Origin of the sequence: Pseudomonas sp. ok266, from assembly GCF_900110195.1 — a bacterium.
Lineage (GTDB): Bacteria > Pseudomonadota > Gammaproteobacteria > Pseudomonadales > Pseudomonadaceae > Aquipseudomonas > Aquipseudomonas neuropathica.
In genome coordinates this window covers 1-20055 of record NZ_FOCU01000011.1, presented here as the reverse complement: position 1 = coordinate 20055, position 20055 = coordinate 1, and the positions used below count along the sequence as shown (strand labels likewise).

The following is a 20055-nucleotide window of genomic DNA, read 5'->3' as shown; positions in this document are numbered from 1 at the left end:
CTTTTTTGATGTTTGGTTGCGGGAGCCGGATTTGAACCGACGACCTTCGGGTTATGAGCCCGACGAGCTACCAGACTGCTCCATCCCGCGTCTGTGTGGCGGCATTCTACAGGCGAACGGCGAGGTGTCAACCGCTAATCCCGTAAAGGGTCAAATAAGTGTGCATTCGCGTCAAACGGTCGCAGGTGGTGCGTTAAGTTTCGGAAATGCAAAGAATTCCTGTTTGGCGATCGCTTCTTTATAAAAAGAGGAAATCGACAAAACAGACGCGCACAAAAAAGGCCACTCTTTCGAGTAGCCTTTTTTGATGTTTGGTTGCGGGAGCCGGATTTGAACCGACGACCTTCGGGTTATGAGCCCGACGAGCTACCAGACTGCTCCATCCCGCGTCTGTGTGTCGGCATTCTACAGAGGAACGCCGGGGTGTCAACCCGCAATCTGGATAAAATCTGTTGAGGTTCAATCGGTTAGCGCTTTTTGTCGGGTGTTTTTCCTGCTGCAGGGCAGGTGGCGCAAGGCTTTCAGCTCTATTGGATGCCTCTCGTCGATTGATAAAATAAATTCAAAGGACATTTCCTGCCGTTCGGAAAGAACCTTCATACCACTGGTGCTATATACAGGTGTCAGTGAGATACTGCCGATCCGGTTCGCCACGTTTACTTTTCTGACATGACTCAGCGAAAAATCATCCACATTGACTGCGACTGTTTCTACGCCGCCATCGAGATGCGCGATGACCCGTGTCTGGCCGGCAAGCCGTTGGCGGTGGGTGGTTCGGCGGACCGGCGCGGGGTGATCGCCACCTGCAATTACGAAGCGCGGGCCTATGGCGTGCGTTCGGCGATGGCTTCGGGACATGCTTTGAAGCTGTGCCCGGACCTGACCATCGTCAAGCCGCGCATGGACGCCTATCGCGAAGCGTCGAAAGAAATACACACGATCTTCAGCGATTACACCGACCTGATTGAACCGCTGTCGCTGGATGAGGCTTATCTGGATGTTTCCGATAGCGCGCATTTCGGCGGCAGTGCCACACGCATTGCCCAAGACATTCGCCGGCGGGTCTCCAATCAATTGCACATCACTGTGTCTGCGGGCGTGGCGCCGAACAAGTTTCTGGCAAAAATCGCCAGTGACTGGAAAAAGCCCAATGGACTGTTCGTTATTACGCCGGATCAGGTGGAGGAGTTTGTCAACGGTTTGCCGGTGAGCAAGTTGCACGGCGTCGGCAAGGTCACCGCCGACAAGCTCGGCAAGCTGGGGATCGTCGACTGCCAGCACTTGCGCGAGTGGGACAAGCTGGCGCTGGTGCGCGAGTTCGGCAGTTTTGGCGAGCGACTGTGGAGTCTGGCCCGTGGGATCGATGATCGGTTGGTGCATAACGACAGCCGGCGTCAGTCGATCAGTGTGGAAAATACCTACGACGTTGATCTGCCGGATCTACGCAGTTGCCTGGATAAATTGCCCGAACTGCTCGAAACCCTGAAAACCCGTATGGCGCGGATCGACAGCAGTTATCGGCCGGGCAAGCCGTTCGTCAAAGTGAAGTTTCATGATTTCACCCAGACCACACTGGAGCAGGCCGGGGCGGGGCGGGATCTGGGCAGTTATCAGTTGATGCTGACGCAGGCGTTTAATCGCGGCGGTAAACCGGTGCGGTTGTTGGGGGTTGGGGTAAGGCTGGAGGATTTACGCGGAGGGTTTGAGCAGATGGAGTTGTTTGAACGGTAATTTTCCGGTGTGCGTCAGGGCCTCTTCGCGAGCAGGCTCGCTCCCACATTGGATTTGTGTCGTTCACCAATCCCCTGTGGGAGCGAGCCTGCTCGCGAAGCTTTCAGCTGTCAGTTCGGTCCTGGATCAGCCACCAATCGCCCGGCATCCTTGGTCAAAGACTTGAGAAACTCGGTCTGCAACTCAGGATCGTTGCGCGTCAATTCGATCAGGCTTTGTTCCAGCTCGCTGGCTTCTTCTTCCAGACCCAGTTCCGACAGACGTTTGACCCGGTGCACCCACTGGCTCACTTCGTCGTCTTCCAGGTCGTCATAAATCAGCCCGTGCGCTTCCAGCAACTTGCCGCGCAGATGACTGCTGATCATCAGCGATGAGTCAGAGTGCACGTCATCCTTGGCGTCTTCGACGCTGATCTGCAGTTTGCCGACATGATTGAGGTCATTTTCGGCAAACGGACTGTCGAGCAGGTTCAGGCGCAGCACACCGTTACGATCAGTGGTCATGTCGAAGGTCTGTTTGCCAGCCTTGACCTGCACCGGACGTTCGCTCCACGGCAGGCTCGAATACTCCGTACGCTTGTCGCGCTGGACTTCATCGATGCCGGCCAGGTTCTGTTGCGCACGACCGTTGGACTGCGCGTTCATGAACGGGTTGAGCCCGGCAAAACCATAGCTCAGCCAGTCCTTGGTGACGCTGTCCGGCAAGTTGCCGAGGGCGAACACATTGACCACGTTGGCGCCGATGCCGCCCACCACGGCTACCGCGCCCAGCGGAATCTCATAGATCTCCCGCCAAGGCTGGTAAGGCGTGTAGCGATCGTAGCGACGCGTCACTTCGAACTCGGTGACTTCGAAGGTCTTCTGCTCGTTGATCTTTACGCGTCGCTGCGGCAGCTCAAGCTCCTTAGGCTCACCGACATCGATCTGCAGGCTGTGGTCGAGCAATTTTCGCTCGACCCGCTCTTCGTGCTCGCTGCGTTGTGACATGTGATTGGCACAGCCGCTGACCAGCAGGGCACCGCACAGGGCGGTGCCACCGAGGCCTAAGGTGTTTCGCTTGAACATGACGTCTCTATCTGGTTTCAGCGGCGGATACGGGCCTGAAGGAAGGACACCACATCGGCGACCGGCAGCGCTTGCGCTTCCGGCTCGGTACGGCTCTTGTATTCCAGGTTGCCTTCGGCGAGGCCGCGGTCGCTGACCACGATCCGGTGTGGAATGCCGATCAGCTCCATGTCCGCGAACTTGATGCCCGGGCTGGTTTTCTTGTCGCGATCGTCCAGCAGCACTTCGAAGCCGGCAGCTGTCAGTTCGGCGTACAGCTTGTCGGTGGCTTCGCGCACCTGCTCGGTTTCATAGCGCAGCGGCACCAGAGCGATCTGGAACGGCGCCAAGGTGTCGCTCCAGATGATGCCGTTGGCGTCGTTGTTCTGCTCAATGGCCGCAGCCACCACGCGAGATACGCCGATGCCGTAGCAACCCATTTCCAGGGTGACTGGCTTACCGTTCTCGCCCAGCACTTCGCACTTCATCGCCTTGCTGTACTTGTTGCCCAGCTGGAAGATGTGCCCGACTTCGATGCCGCGCTTGATTTCCAGCGTGCCTTTGCCGTCCGGGCTTGGGTCACCGGCGACTACGTTACGCAGGTCAGCGACGGTCGGAACCGGCAGGTCACGCTCCCAGTTCACGCCGAAGTAGTGCTTGTCGTCGATGTTCGCGCCGATACCGAAGTCGCTCATCAGCTCGACCGAACGGTCGATGATGATTGGCAGCGGCAGGTTGAGCGGGCCGAGCGAACCGGCGCCGGCGCCAATGGCGTCACGCAGTTCGGCATCGGTGGCCATGACCAGCGGGCTGGCCACGCCAGGTTGCTGGGCAGCCTTGATTTCGTTGAGTTCGTGGTCGCCGCGGATGACCAGCGCGATCAGCTTGCCTTCTTCTTCGGCGCGCACGATCAGGGTCTTGATGGTCTTTTCAATCGGCAGATTGAATTTTTCCACCAGCGCCGCGATGGTTTTGGTGTCTGGCGTATCGACCAGGCGCAGCTCTTCGGTCGGAGCAGGGCGCGAAGTTTCGCGTGGCACCGCTTCGGCTTTTTCGATGTTCGCCGCGTAGTCGGAACCGTTGCTGAAGACGATGTCGTCTTCGCCGGACTCGGCCAGTACGTGGAATTCGTGCGAACCGGCGCCACCGATCGAACCGTTGTCGGCTTCAACCGGACGGAATTTCAGGCCCAAGCGGGTAAACACGTTGCAGTACGCTTGGTGCATGCGGTCATAGGTGACCTGCAGCGATGCCTGATCAGCGTGGAACGAGTAAGCATCTTTCATGATGAATTCACGGCCACGCATCAAGCCGAAGCGTGGGCGGATTTCGTCACGGAATTTGGTCTGGATCTGGTACAGGTTGATCGGCAGCTGTTTGTAGCTGCTCAACTCGTTGCGCATCAGATCGGTGATCACTTCTTCATGGGTCGGGCCCGCGCAGAAGTCGCGACCGTGGCGGTCTTTGATGCGCAGCAGCTCAGGGCCGTACTCTTCCCAGCGCCCCGATTCCTGCCACAGCTCGGCCGGTTGGGTGCTCGGCATCAACACTTCCAGAGAACCTGCAGCGTTCATCTCTTCGCGAACGATGGCTTCAACCTTGCGCATGACTCGCAGGCCCATGGGCAGCCAGGTGTACAGGCCGGAGGCGAGCTTGCGGATCATGCCGGCGCGCAGCATCAGCTGGTGGCTGATCACGACCGCATCGGAAGGCGTTTCTTTCTGTGTGGCGAGCAAAAATTGACTGGTGCGCATGGTTGGCCGTTGTCGGTTGCTATGACTGGAAATGACTCCGCAGTGTACCGGCGAGTTTTGCCGACGTACAGGCGTGAGGTCAGTAGGGAGGCACGACGGCGGGATTCCTCCCGCCGTTGCCGAAACGTCTTACGATTCTTCTGCGACCGGTGTCGGCACAGGCTCGGGCGTTGGCGTCGGGCCTTGGCGGCGGCTCTCCTGGAACCAGTGCAGGGCGATCAACAGCAGAGTCGGCACACCGAGCAGGGCGGTGATCAGGAAGAAACTGTGGTAACCGAACTTCTCCACCAGAACCCCGGAATAGCCGCCCATCAGGCGCGGCAACAGCAGCATGATCGAGCTGAGCAGCGCGTATTGCGTGGCCGAGAACTTCAGGTTGGTCAGGCTCGACAGGTAGGCAACGAACGCCGACGTCGCCAGGCCGGAACTGAAGTTGTCGAGGGATATAGTCACCACCAGCATCTGCAGGTTCGGGCCCATGTCGGCGAGCATGACGAACAGCAGGTTGGTGGCTGCCGAGGCCGCGCCGCCGATGAACAGGATCGGCAGAATGCCGAAGCGCACGATCAGCAGGCCGCCCATGCCGGCGCCGACCAGCGTCATGATCAGGCCGAAGATCTTGCTGACACTGGCAATCTGATCCTTGGTAAAACCCTGGTCGATGTAGAACACGTTGGCCATGACGCCCATCACCGTGTCCGACATTCGATAAGTGGCGATCAGGCCGAGCAACAGCAGTGCCTGCCAGCGATAGCGCAGAATGAAGTCGTTGACCGGCGTCAGCACCGGGGCGAGGCCGCGACGGCCCATGGTCGACAGGCACAGACCGGTCAGCAGCGTATACAGAATGGCGCGCAGAAACGCGCGGTCTTCAAGCAGCAGGTCGAGCGGGCTCATGCCGCCGAACAGTACGCTGGCGAAATCAGTGTTGTAGAGCTGGGTGAACATCGCCGGTACCGAGACCAGCAACACGATCAGCACAAACACCGACATCAGTTGGTGCATGAAGGTGTAACGCCCGGCCTGCAACTGAGTGCGTAGCGGCACCGGTGGCTCGCGCATGAACAGCGTGGTCAGCAGCGCGGGAATCATCAAGGCACCGAACAGCGCGTAGGTGCCGGCCCAGGCCGAATGCTGATAGTTGAAGCCAGTGGAGCCGAAGCCCTCAGCGAAGAACAGCGCGCCAGCGGTGGCCAGCAGTGCAGCCACGCGATACCCGGACATATAGCTGGCGGCGAGGGCGGCCTGGCGGTTGTCTTCGGCGATTTCCAGGCGATAGGCGTCGACCGCGATGTCTTGGGTGGCGGAGGCGAAGGCGACGACAACCGCAATGGCGATCAACCAGGACAGGTGCTTTTGCGGGTCGCAGAAACCCATGCCGATCAAGCCGAGGATGACCAGGGCTTGTGAGAGCACCAGCCACGAACGGCGACGGCCAAGTTTGCCCAGCAAAGGCAGGCGCCATTGGTCGAGCAGTGGTGACCAGACCCATTTGAACGCATAGGCCAGGCCGATCAGGCTGGCGTAGCCAATGGTTTCACGGGCGACACCGGCTTCACGCAGCCAGACGGATAGCGTAGAGAACACCAGCATGTACGGCAGGCCGGCGGCGAAACCGAGCAACAACAGCACGAGCGTCGAAGGACTGGCATAAGCGGCTAGCGCGGCGCGCCAGGTTTTACGGGGCATGGGCTGAAGTCTGCCTCAAGATTGCGGAAACAAAGCGCGCACTCTAACCGCTGTGCTCTACCGGACGCCAGCCATGGCGCTGAATATCCACACGATTGTTCAGGACGGTGATGCCTTCCATGCGCAATCGAGCCCGTTGTTCATCGCCGGACGGGCTGCCCACCGGCAGGCTGATCCGACCGCCGGCGCCCAGCACACGGTGCCAGGGCAGCTTTGTATCGCTGGGTAACTGACTCAAGGTGCGGCCGACCCAGCGGGCGGCGCGCCCCAGCCCGGCCAGTTCAGCTAACTGACCATAACTGACGACTTTGCCTTCGGGCACTTGGGCGAGCGTCGAGTAGAGCGCCGTGCGTCGGATTTGCGCATCGTTTTCAACGCTGTCGAGCGGGTCTTTCACGTGCGCGGTTCCTGAGCATGAACAGTTTGATGGCTTTCAGAGTAATCGGTGATCGCGCAATTGAGAAATGAACTCATCGGAAATAGTCCGGTCAGTCCTTGTCAGGGTCTTATTCCTACGGATAATGCCGACCTTTTTTCGCAAACTTGAGCCTTCGATTTGCTTATGTTGTCCAGATCCCTGCTGTGCCTTGCTGTTTTCAGTGCGTCCACGCCCCTGCTTGCCGACACCGTCTGGTTGAAGAACGGTGACAAGTTGAGCGGCACCATCACCGTGTTCGATGGCGGCAAGCTGTTGATCCAGACCAAATACGCCGGTGCGGTCACCATTGACTGGAAAGAGGTCAAGACGCTGGACAGTGATCAGCACTTGCTGGTCAAACAGGATGCCTACAGCGGTGAAGTGTCCAAGTCGCTGACGGCTGCCGAAGATGGCAAGGTCACCCTGGCCAACGGTGAGGCGCCGAAAACCGTTGAGCTGGCGAGCATTCAGCAGATTCTCAAACCGAAACCGGTGGTCGAGGATCTGGTGTGGAAGGGCAATGTCGACCTGGCGCTGGATTATCAACGCGCCGAGAAAGACACCGATGACTACGATGTCGGCTTCAAGACCACAGCACGGCATGGGCGCTGGCGTCATACCGCCGAGGGTGAATACAACCGCGAAGTGCAGGACGACGAGACCACCACCGACAACTGGCGCGCCGAATACGCACTCGACCGCTTCCTGACCGATAAATGGTTTTGGCAAGGCCGTCTGAACTACAAGCGCGATCACATCGAAGAGCTGGCACGCCAGCGTGTGGTCGGTACCGGTCCTGGCTACCAGTTCTGGGATGACGAGTTGGGCGCGTTCTCGCTGGGCTCGCTGCTTAACCGCACCGACTACGAGTATCGCGATGGTAGCAAAGACAACTTCTATTCCGTCGCGATGAAGTGGGATTACAACCGTTACCTGATCGGCAAGAAAGTCGAGTTCTTCACCAACGGTGAAGTGGGCAAGCCGCTGTCGGGTGTTGCCGATTACGCGCTGGATGCTGAATTGGGGCTGCGCTACAAGGTCACCGACTGGGCGTCGCTCAACCTCAAGGCTGAACGCGACATCATCAGCGGCACCAACGATGCGGATTTGAACAAGACCCGCTACACCGCCGGGTTTGGCGTGGCCTGGTAAGGCACCCACAAAAAATCGCAGCCCTGGCAGGCTGCGATTTTTTTTGCCTGTACAAAACAGACGCCCACAAAAAAGCCCCGCTTTTAAGGGCGGGGCTCTTTTCTAAAGAAGCTACAAGTTAGATAACTTGTACTTCTTCAGCTTGCATGCCTTTCTGACCGCGGGTAGCGATGAAAGAAACCTGTTGGCCTTCTTTCAGGCTTTTGAAGCCGTCGGATTGGATAGCTTTGAAGTGAACGAACAGGTCGTCACCGGATTGTGGAGTGATGAAGCCGAAGCCTTTTTCATCGTTGAACCACTTAACGGTACCGGTTTGGCGATTAGACATGGTGTAACTCCTTGAACAAAGATAACTGCGACTCAGGAAGAACCCTGGCCGAGACTGAGTGCAAAGAGCAGGAAAAATTCTTGTAGATGGTTGGATCGAAATTCAACATATCGTGTAGAGATTCTCAGTGACACAAGCAACACAGTGACGCCACCTTAACCCAGTTTCCGAGAAGTGCCAATGCTTCTTGCGAAGGTTTCTCTGTTTTCGGGATCGGCGGTGTGACGGTTCGTCGCCAAAGCCCGTATTTCATGGGTGTTCGGCGAGAATTGCACCGCGCACTTTGAACCCGGCGGCGCGCCCGGTAAGATGCCGGACAGAATTTTTCCACCTCGCTATTCAGGACACCCCGCCATGAGCATCAAATCGGACAAGTGGATTCGCCGCATGGCGCAGGAACAGGGCATGATCGAGCCGTTCGTCGAGCGCCAGATGCGCGGCAGCGATGACAGCCGAGTGATCTCCTACGGTGTATCGAGCTACGGCTACGACGTGCGCTGCACCAATCACTTCAAGGTGTTCACCAACATCAACTCGTCCATCGTCGACCCGAAAAACTTCGATCCGGGCAGCTTCGTCGACGTCCACAGCGATGTTTGCATCATTCCACCGAACTCCTTCGCCCTGGCCAGCACCGTCGAATATTTCCGCATTCCGCGCAATGTGCTGACCATCTGCCTGGGTAAAAGCACCTACGCGCGTTGCGGCATCATCGTTAACGTCACCCCGCTTGAGCCTGAGTGGGAAGGCCACGTGACCCTGGAATTCTCCAACACCACCAACCTGCCGGCGAAAATCTACGCCAACGAAGGCGTGGCACAGATGCTGTTCCTCGAATCCGACGAGGAATGTGAAGTGTCCTACAAGGATCGCGGTGGCAAGTACCAGGGCCAGCGTGGCGTGACCTTGCCGCGCACCTGATCGGTCCATCCGACAGATCGCGGGAATTCTTTGGCGGGCAGACACTCTATGGGGTGTACTGCCCGTTTTTGCTTTCGGCAAAACGGGCCTTCGCCGAGGAGTGCCCTATGAAGATCGATCCGCAAATCACTGCCGAACTGGCAAGGCTCGAGCCCAATCAGATTGGCGTATTGGCCTGGTCCTTGTTGGCGCATCCGCCACTGAGCATGGCCGGCGGAATTCCCGGACAGCCCAATCCCGATACCCCCAACGAGCAACCAAGCGAGCCTGGCGAACCGACGCTTCCGGACGAGCCGCCACCGGCACCGGTTGCCTGATCTGCATTGACAACCAATGGCCAGTCAGATGAGGTCTGCAAAGACTTCAACTGACTGGCCATATTTCGTTATCGCCGATGACGAAAATCCTGCAACTCTCTTCGCGCTCGACCGCATAGCCGCCGGTGAAGGCGCCGAATGCCGGTAGCAGGCTGAGGCGTTCGCCGAGCCTGAAACACGCAAGGCGCAAGCTTTGCCGACCCTTGCCGCGCAGCCGATAGACCGGGTGTACGTGACCCGCCAGCACGTGCCTTTCAGGGTGCGGATCAGGCTCGTGCTGCAAGGCGAATGGCCCGAGCAGCAGCGGTTCCGGCACCACCCGGATATTCAGCGATTCAGGTGGATCACCGGCGCGTTTGTCATGATTGCCGCGAATCAGTGTCATCGGCAGATCAGCGTGGCGCGCGCGCCATTGTGCCAGCGCGTCCAGCGTGCCTGGCGCATGAGAGCCGGGCCCGTGGAGGAAGTCACCGAGAAAGATCAATAACCGGCAGGGCAGCTTCGCCAGCAGCCGATCAATCACTGCGATATTGCTCGCCGTGGTGCCGTGCGGAACCGGTTGACCCAGACTGCGGTAAGCCGCCGCTTTGCCGAAATGCACATCGGCAATCAGCAGGACCTGTTGCGCGGGCCAGTACAGGGCTTTTTCCGGCAAAAGCCATAGTTCTTCGCCGGCCAGGCGTACCGGGTAGCCTGAACTCATGAGGATTTATCCTTGTCGGCGCTGTTCTCCAGATCACCAACCATTCGCCTGATGCGATCAGCGAGTTTTTCCGAACTCATGCTTTCGCGCATGCGCTCCACCAGCAGCGGGAAGCCCAGTGGTGTAGGACGTTTAACCTGATGCACGTCCAGTTTCATCCCGTTGATCCGCTCCAATGTCTGTTCCAAGCGACGAATATCCAGTTCTTCTCGCAGGACTTCTTCCCCGGCCTGGGCCAGCAACAGATTATCTGCGTCGTATTGTTTGAACACTTCAAAAAACAGTCCGCTGGACGCCTGCACCTGTCGGGTGCTTTTCGGTGCGCCGGGGTAGCCGGCGAAGACCAGCCCGGCAATCCGCGCGATCTCGCGAAAACGGCGCAAGGCCAGTTCGCCTGCGTTCAGACTGGCCAGAACGTCCGCTAATAAATCATCGGCATTGAAGAGATCGGCATTCAAATACTCGGCCCAGTCGATCGGCGTGGCGCTCAGCAATTCCAGGCCGTAATCGTTCACCGCGATGGAAAACGTCACGGGCTGCCGTTGACTGACGCGCCATGCCAACAGGCTCGCCAGTCCCAGATGCACCTGGCGCCCGGCAAAGGGATAGAGGAAAAGGTGCCAGCCTTCGCGGGACTTCAGCACCTCGGCCAACAGGTTTTCGGTGGTGGGCAGTCCAGACCAGCGCATCTGCGTTTCCAGTAACGGCCGCAGTGCGTGCATTTCCGGCCCGACAAACTCACCCTGCGCGGCCGCGCTGAAACGACTGACGACAGCGGCGGCGAGCTCATTGGAAAGCGGCATGCGCCCGCCATTCCAGCGCGGCACGGCGGCTTTTTTTGCGGTGCTGCGTTTGACGTAAGCGGTCATGTTTTCCACTCGCACCAACTCCAGTAAACGCCCGGCGAAGAGAAAACCGTCACCCGGTTTAAGCCGTGCGATGAAACCTTCCTCGACACTGCCCAACTGTTTGCCACCGCCGCCCTTGCTCCAGAATTTCAGATGGATGCTCGCGTCACTGACGATGGTGCCGATGCTCATGCGATGGCGCCGCGCCAATCGCGCATCCGGCACCCGCCAGACGCCGTGCTCGTCTGGCTCGACCCGGCGGTAATCCGGATAGGCTGTCAGAGACATCCCGCCATGGCGTACGAAAGCCAGCGCCCAGGCCCAGTCAGCAGCGGTCAGGTCACGATAAGCCCAGGCGCCACGGACTTCTTCGTACAGCTCATCGGGTAAAAATCCACCGCCAAGGGCCATGCTGACCAAATGCTGGACCAGCACATCCAGCGGTTTGTGCGGTGACTGGCGTGGTTCGATACGCCGTTGTTCGACGGCATCACGGGCGGCAGCGGCTTCGATCAGCTCAAGGCTGTGAGTCGGCACCAGCGTTACTCGCGAGGTGCGTCCCGGCGCGTGGCCTGAACGACCGGCGCGTTGCATCAGGCGCGCGACGCCTTTGGCCGAGCCGATTAGCAGCACGCGCTCGACTGGCAGGAAATCCACGCCCAGATCCAGGCTCGAGGTGCAGACCACGGCTTTGAGGTGCCCGTCTTTCAAGGCCTGTTCGACCCAGTCGCGAGTCTCGCGAGACAGTGAACTGTGATGCAAAGCGATCAACCCGGCCCAGTCCGGCCGTGCCTCCAGCAGTGCCTGATACCAGATTTCCGATTGCGCCCGGGTATTGGTGAACACCAAAGTGCTGGCGCAGGCCTCCAGTTCGGTGACCACTTGCGGCAGCATCTTCAGGCCGATGTGTCCGGCCCACGGAAAACGTTCAATCGCCGGTGGGAGGAGGGTGTCGACCTTCAGCGCTTTTTCGTTTTGCCCCTGAATGCTGATGCCGCCGCCCTGTGGGATCAGCACTTGTTCGGCGTGGGATTGATTACCGAGAGTGGCCGACACCCCCCAGACGATCAGTTCGGGTTGCCAATGCCGCAGGCGTGCGAGGGCCAGTTGCAGTTGCACGCCGCGCTTGTTACCGAGCAGTTCGTGCCATTCATCGACGACGATCATGCGCAGACTCGCCAGCGCCACCTGCGCATCGGCACGAGCGAGCAGTAAGGTCAGGCTTTCCGGGGTGGTGATCAGCGTGGTCGGCAGGCGCCGGCTCTGCCGGGCTCGTTCGCTGCTGCTGGTATCGCCGGTGCGCAGGCCGATGCTCCATGGGATCTGCAGGTCATCGACCGGTGTTTGCAGGGCGTGCGCAGTGTCGGCGGCGAGGGCGCGCATGGGCGTGATCCACAGCACGGTCAGTGGTTCGGCCGGTGGTTTGCGCTTGCGTGGGCTTTCAACAACAGCGGCGGGTTTGGCGAAGCGATTGAGCGCGGCAAACCACACCGCATAGGTTTTGCCGGCACCGGTGCTGGCGTGGAGCAGACCGGATTGGCCGTTTTTGACCGCCGCCCAGACCTGTTTCTGAAAGGCGAACGGCTTCCAGTTGCGGGCGCTGAACCAGATTTTTGCCAGGTCGGAGGATTTCGCCATGCGGGCTGCGCGCGCTCTGGAGGGGTTCTTCCAGAGACCACGGGGCGGGCGGACAAGTTTGATTTTTGTAGGCTGCGGAGGTCCACTGTGGGAGCGAGCTTGCTCGCGAAGGCGGCGGAACATTCAAAATCAATGTGACTGACAGAATGCTTTCGCGAGCAAGCTCGCTCCCACAGGGTTTTGCACTAATGGCTATTTGAGGTTGCCGCTGAGGAATTGCTTCAGGCGTTCGCTTTTAGGGTTGCCGAGCACATCCTCGGGCGCGCCTTCTTCTTCCACCAGACCCTGATGCAGAAACAACACCTGGCTGGAAACTTTACGGGCGAAGCTCATCTCATGGGTCACCATGATCATGGTCCGGCCTTCCTCGGCCAGCCCTTGAATCACCTTCAACACTTCACCGACCAATTCCGGATCGAGCGCCGAGGTCGGTTCATCAAACAGCATTACCTCCGGCTCCATCGCCAGCGCCCGGGCAATCGCCACGCGCTGTTGCTGACCGCCTGAGAGAAACGCCGGGTATTGATCGGCCACTCGTGCCGGCAGGCCAACCTTGTCCAGATAACGCCGCGCACGGTCGTCGGCTTCCTGTTTGCTGCAACCCAGCACCCGGCGCGGGGCCATGGTGATGTTTTCCAGCACGGTCATGTGGCTCCACAGGTTGAAGTGCTGGAACACCATCGCCAGCCGCGTGCGCAGGCGCTGCAGTTCATCGGCGTCGGCGACGTGCATGCCGTGGCGGTCGGTGACCATGCGGATCGCCTGGCCATCGAGGCTCATGGCGCCATCGTTGGGTTGTTCGAGAAAGTTGATGCAGCGCAAAAAGGTGCTTTTGCCCGAGCCGCTGGCGCCGATCAGGCTGATCACGTCGCCGGTCTTGGCCTTGAGCGAAACGCCTTTGAGCACCTGATGGTCGCCATAGCTTTTGTGCAGGCCTTCAACGGTCAGTTTGTACATGGGACAGACATCCTCAAGGCGAAAGTAGGTAGCCGCTGCGATAGGCTTCAGCGCCCGCGACGTGGGCGATAACCATGCCGGCAGTGGCCATGCGTCGCAGCGAGCGGGCGTACATCACGCCGGCGCTGGTGCAATGAACGGGGGTGACCCGGTCGTGGATCGGGTCGATGATTTCGGCGATCTGTTGCCCGGCGTCGAGGTATTGACCCGCCGTGGCGGTGTATACCAGCAGCCCGCCGACCGGGGTGGTCACCGGTTCCACACCGGCCAGCGGCGTAGCGGGGAACGGCAACGGTGGTTGCGATTTGGTCTCGCCGACAATCGCATCGGACTGGATCAGATAATCGATCAGCGCCTGGCAGTCGCGGCTGGCCAGCGGATGGGTGACATCGCCTTGACCGCGCAACTCGACGGTCACCGAGAAACTGCCCAGCGGAATCTCGAAGTGTTCGCCGAAGCGCTCCTTCAGTTGCCACCACAGCAGGGTGAAGCATTCGTCGAACGACTGACCGCCGGAGTCGGTGGCCAGCAAGCTCGCCTGAGCTTCGATGTAGCGCGCCAGCGGTTCGACCTGCGGCCACGCTTCGGGCGTGGTGTAAAGGTGCACCACCGATTCGAAATCGCAGTGCAAGTCCAGCACCATGTCCGCGTCGCAGGCCAACCGTTGCAGGGTCAGACGCTGGGATTGCAGTTGCGTGCTGGCGGTCTGGCGGGCGAGCGCGTCGCGCAGATGCGTGCGGATCAGTTCGAGGTTGTGTTGCGGATCGTCGTTCAACTTGCCTTCGATGGCGTTGCCGATCTCTTCGCTGAGATCGACGAACCAGCGGTTGAAGTTCTGCCCGCTCTCCAGTTCGTAGCGGCCCAACGGCACGTCCATCAGCACTTGTTCGAGGCCGACCGGGTTGGCCACCGGCACCAGCACGATTTGGCTGCGCAGGCGCCCGGCGGCTTCCAGCTCCGCCAGACGCTGCTTGAGGTGCCAGGCCACGAGCATGCCGGGCAATTCATCGGCGTGCAGCGAGGACTGAATGTAGACCTTGCCTTTGGCCTGCTCCGGGCCGAAGTGGAAGCTGTGGATCTGTCGTGCGGTCCCCGGCAGCGGGGCCAGCAAGTCATGAATCAGGTGGCGCATTTTTTATCTCTTTATTCCTGAACTGGGCCTAGTGAGTCGGCCCGAGGAAGGCCAGCCATCGGCGTTCGGCAAGGCGGAACAGGCCGACCAGCGCAAAGGTGATGGTCAGGTAGATCAACGCGGCGATGCCGAACGACTGAAAGGTCAGGAAGGTCGCCGAGTTGGCGTCCCGCGCAACTTTCAGGATGTCGGGGATGGTCGCGGTGAAGGCCACGGTGGTCGAGTGCAGCATCAGGATCACTTCGTTGCTGTAATACGGCAACGAACGGCGCAGCGCCGACGGCATGATCACGTAGGCATACAGTTTCCAGCCGGTCAGCCCGTAAGCCTTGGCCGCCTCGACTTCGCCGTGGTTCATGCTGCGAATCGCCCCGGCGAAAATTTCCGTGGTGTAGGCGCAAGTGTTCAGGGCAAAGGCGAGGATCGTGCAGTTCATCGCATCGCGAAAGAAACTGTCGAGCAGCGGCTGCGCACGCACGGCGGCCAGGCTGTAGATCCCGGTGTAGCAGATCAGCAACTGGATATACAGCGGCGTGCCACGGAACAGGTAGGTGTAGAACTGCACCGGCCAGCGGATGTAGAAGTGGCTCGAGACGCGCGCGATCGACAGCGGAATCGACACCAGGAAACCGATGAAGATCGAGGCGCTGAGCAGCCACAGCGTCATCGCCAGCCCGGTAATGTTCTGGCCGTCGGTATAGAGGAAGGCGCGCCAGTATTCCTGCAGAAGTTCGATCATCGTACGGCCTCCCGGGCACCGGCGGCGTAGCGGCGTTCGAGCCAGCGCAGGATGAAGTTCGAGGCACTGGTGATCAGCAGATAGATCAACGCGGCGAGGACCAGGAAGTAGAACAGTTGGTAAGTGCTTTTACCGGCGTCCTGCGCCGCTTTGACCAGGTCGGCGAGGCCGATGATCGACACCAGCGCGGTGGCCTTGAGCATCACCATCCAGTTGTTGCCGATGCCCGGCAGGGCGAAACGCATCATTTGCGGGAACACCACGAAGCGAAAGCGCTGGCCGCGTTTGAGGCCATACGCGGTGGCGGCTTCAACCTGACCGCGCGGCACGGCGAGGATCGCGCCACGGAAAGTTTCGGTGAAATACGCGCCATAAATGAAGCCCAGCGTCAGCACCCCGGCGCTGAACGGGTTGATCTCGATGTATTCCCATTCCATGTAGTCAGTCAGGGACGTCAGCCAGGTTTGCAGGCTGTAGAAAATCAGCAGCATCAGCACCAGGTCCGGCACCCCGCGAATCAGCGTGGTGTAGAGCTGGGCGGGCAGGCGCACCAGTTTAATTTTTGACAGTTTGGCGCTGGCGCCGAGCAGACCGAGCAACACGGCCACCAGTAGCGACAACGCCGACAATTTGATGGTCATCCAGGTGCCTTCCAACAGCAAAGGGCCGAAGCCCTTGAGGCTGAAGGCGGAGAGCCCCAGATTTTGTAAGAGGTTTTCGAACATAAATCAGCAACCTGAGCGGATGGAAAAGGCGCCCATCGAGGATGGGCGCCGGGGCATTATTTGCCGCTGTACAGATTCAGATCGCCAAAGTGTTTCTTTTGAATCTCGGCGTATTTGCCGTCATCGTGTAACGCTTTGATACCTTTATCTAAAAGCGCCTTCAGCTCAGTGTTACCTTTCTTAATACCGACAGCGGTTTTGGCTGGCAGCAATTCGTTGTCGACTGGCTTGCTGACGTCATAGTCGGCACCCTGTGGCGACTTCAAGAAGCCCAGTTCGGCTTGCAGCATGTCCTGAATACCGGCGTCGAGACGGCCGGAGGTCAGGTCGGAGTACACCTGATCCTGGTTCTGATAGGCCTGGGTTTTCACGCCGGCCTGGTCCAGCACGGCTTTGGCGTAGGCTTCCTGAATGGTGCCTTGCTCGTAGCCGACGGTTTTACCCTTCAGCGAAGCAACGTCGGCGGTGATGCCGGAGCCTTTTTTCGACACGTAAGCGGTCGGGCCGGAGAACAGTTCGCTGGAGAAGTCGATGACTTTTTCGCGAGCCGGGGTCACGGTCATCGACGAGATCACACCGTCGAATTTGTTGGCCTTGAGGCCCGGAATCATGCCGTCGAAGTCACTTTCGACCCACTTGCACTTGACCTTGAGTTCGGCGCAGATCGCGTTGCCCAAGTCGATGTCGAAGCCCACCAGGCTGCCGTCGGCCGCTTTCGACTCGAACGGTGCGTACGAAGGGTCAACGCCAAAGCGCAGCTCTTTGTATTCCTTGGCCAGCGCGGAGCCAGCGGCCATGCACAACGCCAGTGCAGAAAGGGTCAGCAATGCTTTTTTCATTATTCAATCCCTAAGAACCAATATGAGCGCTTGTGGCGCAGAATTATTGTTACTGGAACGCATACGACCTATAGAAAGTAGCAATTTCCGAACCAGAGTCCCGAACAAGTGTTTTAAAAGGTTGGGCGGGGAGGGATGAGGGCGATTGAATGCCCGGAAATGGGCATTGCAGAAAGCGTGCACTGATTTGAAGCCGATCGATCAAATGATCGATTGATGTCCCGGGAAAAGGGGTCAGGCCAGCAGATCCTGCAAAGTGGCCAAGCTATCGGCTTCATCCACGGTCTTGTCCTGCCGCCAGCGCAGCATCCGCGGAAAACGCACCGCGATCCCGCTCTTGTGTCGGCGTGACAGGGCAATGCCTTCAAAGCCCAGTTCAAAAACCAGACTCGGCTTCACACTGCTCACCGGGCCGAACTTCTCCACCGTGGTCTTGCGCACGATGCTGTCGACCTGACGCATTTCCTCATCGGTCAGCCCCGAATACGCCTTGGCGAACGGCACCAGCGCGCGCTGACTCGAATCGGGCGGGCCATCCCACACGGCAAAGGTGTAATCGCTGTACAGACTGGCCCGCCGGCCATGCCCGCGCTGCGCGTAAATCAGTACCGCATCGACGCTGAACGGGTCGACTTTCCACTTCCACCATACGCCCATGTCTTTGGTGCGCCCGACGCCATATAACGCGTCGCGCGCCTTGAGCATCATGCCCTCGACACCCAGTCGCCGCGAGGACTCGCGTTGGCGGGCGAGGTCCAACCAATCAGTGCCGGTCAGCACCGGTGAGGCCAGCAGCACCGGGCTGTTGCAGCGCGCAATCACCGCTTCCAGTTGCGCCCGACGTTTCGCTTGCGGCTGGTTGCGCCAGTCTTCGCCTTGCCATTCGAGCAGGTCGTAGGCGAGCACCACCACCGGCACGTCTTCGAGGATTTTCTTGTCGAGAGTCTTGCGGCCGATGCGTTGTTGCAGCAGGGCGAAGGACTGCACCGCTGGCGGTTCGGTCGATTGCGGATCAAAGGCGTCTTCGGTGCTCGGATGCGTGCTTTTCCACACGACGATTTCGCCGTCGATCACCGTGCCATCGGGCAAGCCGTGTACCAGCACCTCCAGTTCGGGAAAACGCTCGGTCACCAGTTCCTCGCCCCGCGACCAGATCCATAGTCGGCCCTCTCGCTTGACCACTTGGGCGCGGATGCCATCCCATTTCCATTCAATCTGCCAATCGCTGGGCGGGCCGATCAGCGTTTCAAATTCTTCCACCGGTTGCGACAAGGCGTGGGCCAGGAAGAACGGATACGGCTGACCACCCCGCTGGGCATGTTCATCGCTGGATTCAGGGGCAATCAGCTTTAGGTAACTGGCGGCGCTCGGCCGGTTGGACAGATCGGTGTAACCGACCAGACGCTGCGCCACACGCTTGCTGTCCAGCCCGGCCATCGAGGCCAAGGCCCGGGTGACCAGCAATTTCGAGACGCCGACGCGGAAACTGCCGGTGATCAATTTGATGCACAGCATCAGGCTTGATCGATCCAATTGCGCCCACAGGGCCGGCAGTTGCCGGTTCAGATATTCCGGTGCTTCACCGCGCAGTGGCAGCAGTTTGTCTTCGATCCACTCGGCGAGGCCAGCGTCGGAGCTGTGCGGGTTTTCTGCGAGTACCAGCGAAATGGTTTCCGCGAGGTCGCCGACCGCTTGATAGCTTTCCTCGAACAACCACGGTTCCAGGCCGGAGATCTCGACGGCGAGTTCGCGCAGAATTCTCACCGGCACCAGTTGCCGGGGCCGGCCACCGGAGAGAAAGTACACCGCCCATGCGGCGTCGTGCGGTTCGGCCTGGGCGAAGTAGGCTTGCATCGCCGCCAGTTTGGCGTTGCTCGAGGTGGTCGCGTCGAGTTCGGCGTACAGTTCGGCGAATGCTTTCATGCGGGCATCTCTGCGATGGTCGGTTCGGTGGCGAGGTTTTCTTCTTCGTCATCGCCGTATTCGGTGTTGAAACCCTGGGCATCCAGACCCTGTTCGCGCAGATGCCGCACCAGCACGCCGATCGAACCGTGGGTGACCATGACGCGTTCCGCACCGGTTTGCTCGATGGCCCACAATAGGCCGGGCCAGTCGGCGTGATCGGAGAGCACGAAACCGCGATCGACGCCGCGCCGCCGTCGGGTACCACGCAAGCGCATCCAGCCACTGGCAAATGCGTCGCTGTACTCGCCAAAACGGCGCATCCAGCTGCTGCCACCGGCCGAAGGCGGGGCGATGACCAGGGCCTGGCGCATGATCGGGTCGTTTTTTTTCACCTCTCCGGCGTAGATCGTCGGCGGCAAATACACGCCGGCCTCGCGGTAGACCCGGTTCAGCGGCTCGACCGCACCGAGGCTGAGGATCGGACCGAGGCTTTCGTCGATGCCGTGGAGAATTCGCTGGGCCTTGCCGAACGAGTAACAGAACAACACGCTGGCCTTGCCGGCCGCGATGTTCGCTGCCCACCACTGATTGATCTCGCTGAACACCTGCGCTTGGGGCTGCCAGCGATAAATCGGCAGGCCGAAGGTCGATTCGGTGATGAAGGTGTGGCAGCGCACCGGTTCGAACGGGGCGCAGGTGCCGTCCGGTTCAATCTTGTAGTCGCCGGACGCGACCCAGACTTCGCCACCGTATTCGAGGCGTACCTGTGCCGAGCCGAGGACATGGCCGGCGGGATGAAAACTCAGGGTGACACCGTGGTGCGTCAGGCGCTGGCCGTAGGCGAGGGTTTGCAGGTTGATGTCCTGCCCCAGACGCGCGCGCAAAATCCCTTCGCTGGCGCTGCTGGCGAGGTAGTGCTGATTGCCGGTACGGGCGTGATCGCCGTGGGCATGGGTAATCACCGAGCGCTCGACGGGGCGCCACGGGTCTATGTAGAAATCTCCGGCAGGGCAGTACAAACCCTCGGGGCGGGCGATAACAAGGTCCATGTCCTTACCAGAATGGGGGGCTTGTTAGCTATGAGGCTGACGCTGGGCTGGAAGTTCTATCGACTTTGAAGAGCAACCCTCACCCCAGCCCTCTCCCTGAGGGATAGGGAGCCGACCGAGGTGTCTGGGAGAGCTACGCCGACGTAAAATACCGAGTCGAACACAGA

Annotated in this window: 18 protein-coding genes and 2 tRNA genes; 4 read left to right on the top strand and 16 right to left on the bottom strand. The window is 59.7% G+C overall.

The genetic code is table 11. The features are described 5' to 3' along the window. Positions 1-13 precede the first annotated feature (13 nt). Both BMY54_RS20415 and BMY54_RS20410 read right to left on the bottom strand, forming a co-directional pair. Positions 14-90 (bottom strand) — tRNA-Met (locus BMY54_RS20415). 222 nt (positions 91-312) lie between these two features. Further along, positions 313-389 (bottom strand) — tRNA-Met (locus tag BMY54_RS20410). Positions 390-669: 280 nt separating this feature from the next. Here BMY54_RS20410 and dinB point away from each other — a divergent pair. Then, the gene (dinB, locus tag BMY54_RS20405; protein ID WP_093436380.1) at positions 670-1731 is read left to right on the top strand and encodes a DNA polymerase IV; all 1062 of its coding nucleotides are present in this window, start codon (positions 670-672) and stop codon (positions 1729-1731) included. Between the two features lie 110 nt (positions 1732-1841). Here dinB and BMY54_RS20400 read toward each other — a convergent pair whose 3' ends face one another. The 4 genes from BMY54_RS20400 to BMY54_RS20385 all read right to left on the bottom strand — a co-directional run bounded on the left by BMY54_RS20400 (position 1842) and on the right by BMY54_RS20385 (position 6614). After that, positions 1842-2795, bottom strand: coding sequence for a hypothetical protein (locus BMY54_RS20400; RefSeq protein ID WP_093436376.1), 954 nt, complete (start codon positions 2793-2795; stop codon positions 1842-1844). A 17-nt stretch (positions 2796-2812) separates the two neighbouring features. Beyond that, positions 2813-4528, bottom strand: a complete 1716-nt coding sequence (locus tag BMY54_RS20395; RefSeq protein ID WP_093436373.1) for a proline--tRNA ligase — start codon at positions 4526-4528, stop codon at positions 2813-2815. A gap of 129 nt (positions 4529-4657) precedes the next feature. Then, positions 4658-6217: an AmpG family muropeptide MFS transporter gene (locus BMY54_RS20390; protein WP_093436370.1), complete on the bottom strand. Its 1560-nt coding sequence runs from the start codon at positions 6215-6217 to the stop codon at positions 4658-4660. A gap of 43 nt (positions 6218-6260) precedes the next feature. Further along, the gene (locus BMY54_RS20385) at positions 6261-6614 is read right to left on the bottom strand and encodes an MGMT family protein (protein WP_093436367.1); all 354 of its coding nucleotides are present in this window, start codon (positions 6612-6614) and stop codon (positions 6261-6263) included. Between the two features lie 165 nt (positions 6615-6779). Here BMY54_RS20385 and BMY54_RS20380 point away from each other — a divergent pair, with 165 nt between their 5' ends. Next, positions 6780-7787 carry a DUF481 domain-containing protein gene (locus BMY54_RS20380; protein WP_093436364.1) on the top strand — a complete coding sequence of 336 codons (1008 nt, stop codon included), beginning with the start codon at positions 6780-6782 and terminating at the stop codon, positions 7785-7787. A gap of 118 nt (positions 7788-7905) precedes the next feature. On the opposite strand, the gene BMY54_RS20375 is transcribed toward BMY54_RS20380, so the two are convergent. Further along, a complete protein-coding gene (locus tag BMY54_RS20375; RefSeq protein ID WP_002554837.1) occupies positions 7906-8115 on the bottom strand; it encodes a cold-shock protein in 210 nt (69 codons plus the stop codon). Positions 8116-8469: 354 nt separating this feature from the next. Here BMY54_RS20375 and dcd point away from each other — a divergent pair, with 354 nt between their 5' ends. Together dcd and BMY54_RS20365 are read left to right on the top strand one after the other, a co-directional pair. Further along, the gene (gene dcd / locus BMY54_RS20370; RefSeq protein ID WP_093436360.1) at positions 8470-9036 is read left to right on the top strand and encodes a dCTP deaminase; all 567 of its coding nucleotides are present in this window, start codon (positions 8470-8472) and stop codon (positions 9034-9036) included. A gap of 107 nt (positions 9037-9143) precedes the next feature. Further along, entirely contained in the window at positions 9144-9353 is a 210-nt protein-coding gene (locus tag BMY54_RS20365; protein ID WP_093436355.1) for a hypothetical protein, read from the top strand. A 46-nt stretch (positions 9354-9399) separates the two neighbouring features. On the opposite strand, the gene pdeM is transcribed toward BMY54_RS20365, so the two are convergent. The 9 genes from pdeM to BMY54_RS20320 form a co-directional block, all read right to left on the bottom strand. Then, positions 9400-10056, bottom strand: a complete 657-nt coding sequence (gene pdeM / locus BMY54_RS20360; protein ID WP_093436351.1) for a ligase-associated DNA damage response endonuclease PdeM — start codon at positions 10054-10056, stop codon at positions 9400-9402. After that, positions 10053-12542 carry a ligase-associated DNA damage response DEXH box helicase gene (locus tag BMY54_RS20355; protein WP_093436346.1) on the bottom strand — a complete coding sequence of 830 codons (2490 nt, stop codon included), beginning with the start codon at positions 12540-12542 and terminating at the stop codon, positions 10053-10055. The genes pdeM and BMY54_RS20355 overlap by 4 nt, the downstream gene beginning before the upstream one ends. A 192-nt stretch (positions 12543-12734) precedes the next feature. Next, positions 12735-13499: an ABC transporter ATP-binding protein gene (locus tag BMY54_RS20350; protein WP_034154958.1), complete on the bottom strand. Its 765-nt coding sequence runs from the start codon at positions 13497-13499 to the stop codon at positions 12735-12737. 13 nt (positions 13500-13512) lie between these two features. Then, a complete protein-coding gene (locus BMY54_RS20345; protein WP_093436341.1) occupies positions 13513-14631 on the bottom strand; it encodes a succinylglutamate desuccinylase/aspartoacylase family protein in 1119 nt (372 codons plus the stop codon). Positions 14632-14659: 28 nt separating this feature from the next. Further along, positions 14660-15370, bottom strand: coding sequence for an ABC transporter permease (locus BMY54_RS20340; protein WP_093436336.1), 711 nt, complete (start codon positions 15368-15370; stop codon positions 14660-14662). Beyond that, positions 15367-16095, bottom strand: a complete 729-nt coding sequence (locus BMY54_RS20335; protein WP_093436331.1) for an ABC transporter permease — start codon at positions 16093-16095, stop codon at positions 15367-15369. The genes BMY54_RS20340 and BMY54_RS20335 overlap by 4 nt, the downstream gene beginning before the upstream one ends. Positions 16096-16151: 56 nt before the next feature. Further along, complete coding sequence (locus BMY54_RS20330) at positions 16152-16934, bottom strand: transporter substrate-binding domain-containing protein (protein WP_093436327.1); 783 nt, start codon at positions 16932-16934, stop codon at positions 16152-16154. A 234-nt stretch (positions 16935-17168) separates the two neighbouring features. Next, complete coding sequence (locus BMY54_RS20325) at positions 17169-18857, bottom strand: ATP-dependent DNA ligase (protein WP_093436322.1); 1689 nt, start codon at positions 18855-18857, stop codon at positions 17169-17171. Continuing rightward, positions 18854-19888, bottom strand: a complete 1035-nt coding sequence (locus tag BMY54_RS20320) for a ligase-associated DNA damage response exonuclease (protein ID WP_093436318.1) — start codon at positions 19886-19888, stop codon at positions 18854-18856. The genes BMY54_RS20325 and BMY54_RS20320 overlap by 4 nt, the downstream gene beginning before the upstream one ends. Between the last annotated feature and the right edge of the window lie 167 nt (positions 19889-20055).

Bases quoted from the DNA above. Each gene is read 5' to 3' on its own strand.
- BMY54_RS20380 (WP_093436364.1), top strand. From the start codon at position 6,780: ATGTTGTCCAGATCCCTGCTGTGCCTTGCTGTTTTCAGTGCGTCCACG.
- BMY54_RS20335 (WP_093436331.1), bottom strand. From the start codon at position 16,095: ATGTTCGAAAACCTCTTACAAAATCTGGGGCTCTCCGCCTTCAGCCTC.
- BMY54_RS20345 (WP_093436341.1), bottom strand. From the start codon at position 14,631: ATGCGCCACCTGATTCATGACTTGCTGGCCCCGCTGCCGGGGACCGCA.
- dcd (WP_093436360.1), top strand. From the start codon at position 8,470: ATGAGCATCAAATCGGACAAGTGGATTCGCCGCATGGCGCAGGAACAG.
- dinB (WP_093436380.1), top strand. From the start codon at position 670: ATGACTCAGCGAAAAATCATCCACATTGACTGCGACTGTTTCTACGCC.
- BMY54_RS20400 (WP_093436376.1), bottom strand. From the start codon at position 2,795: ATGTTCAAGCGAAACACCTTAGGCCTCGGTGGCACCGCCCTGTGCGGT.
- BMY54_RS20340 (WP_093436336.1), bottom strand. From the start codon at position 15,370: ATGATCGAACTTCTGCAGGAATACTGGCGCGCCTTCCTCTATACCGAC.
- BMY54_RS20365 (WP_093436355.1), top strand. From the start codon at position 9,144: ATGAAGATCGATCCGCAAATCACTGCCGAACTGGCAAGGCTCGAGCCC.
- BMY54_RS20350 (WP_034154958.1), bottom strand. From the start codon at position 13,499: ATGTACAAACTGACCGTTGAAGGCCTGCACAAAAGCTATGGCGACCAT.
- BMY54_RS20320 (WP_093436318.1), bottom strand. From the start codon at position 19,888: ATGGACCTTGTTATCGCCCGCCCCGAGGGTTTGTACTGCCCTGCCGGA.
- BMY54_RS20330 (WP_093436327.1), bottom strand. From the start codon at position 16,934: ATGAAAAAAGCATTGCTGACCCTTTCTGCACTGGCGTTGTGCATGGCC.
- BMY54_RS20325 (WP_093436322.1), bottom strand. From the start codon at position 18,857: ATGAAAGCATTCGCCGAACTGTACGCCGAACTCGACGCGACCACCTCG.
- BMY54_RS20355 (WP_093436346.1), bottom strand. From the start codon at position 12,542: ATGGCGAAATCCTCCGACCTGGCAAAAATCTGGTTCAGCGCCCGCAAC.
- BMY54_RS20395 (WP_093436373.1), bottom strand. From the start codon at position 4,528: ATGCGCACCAGTCAATTTTTGCTCGCCACACAGAAAGAAACGCCTTCC.
- BMY54_RS20375 (WP_002554837.1), bottom strand. From the start codon at position 8,115: ATGTCTAATCGCCAAACCGGTACCGTTAAGTGGTTCAACGATGAAAAA.
- BMY54_RS20390 (WP_093436370.1), bottom strand. From the start codon at position 6,217: ATGCCCCGTAAAACCTGGCGCGCCGCGCTAGCCGCTTATGCCAGTCCT.
- pdeM (WP_093436351.1), bottom strand. From the start codon at position 10,056: ATGAGTTCAGGCTACCCGGTACGCCTGGCCGGCGAAGAACTATGGCTT.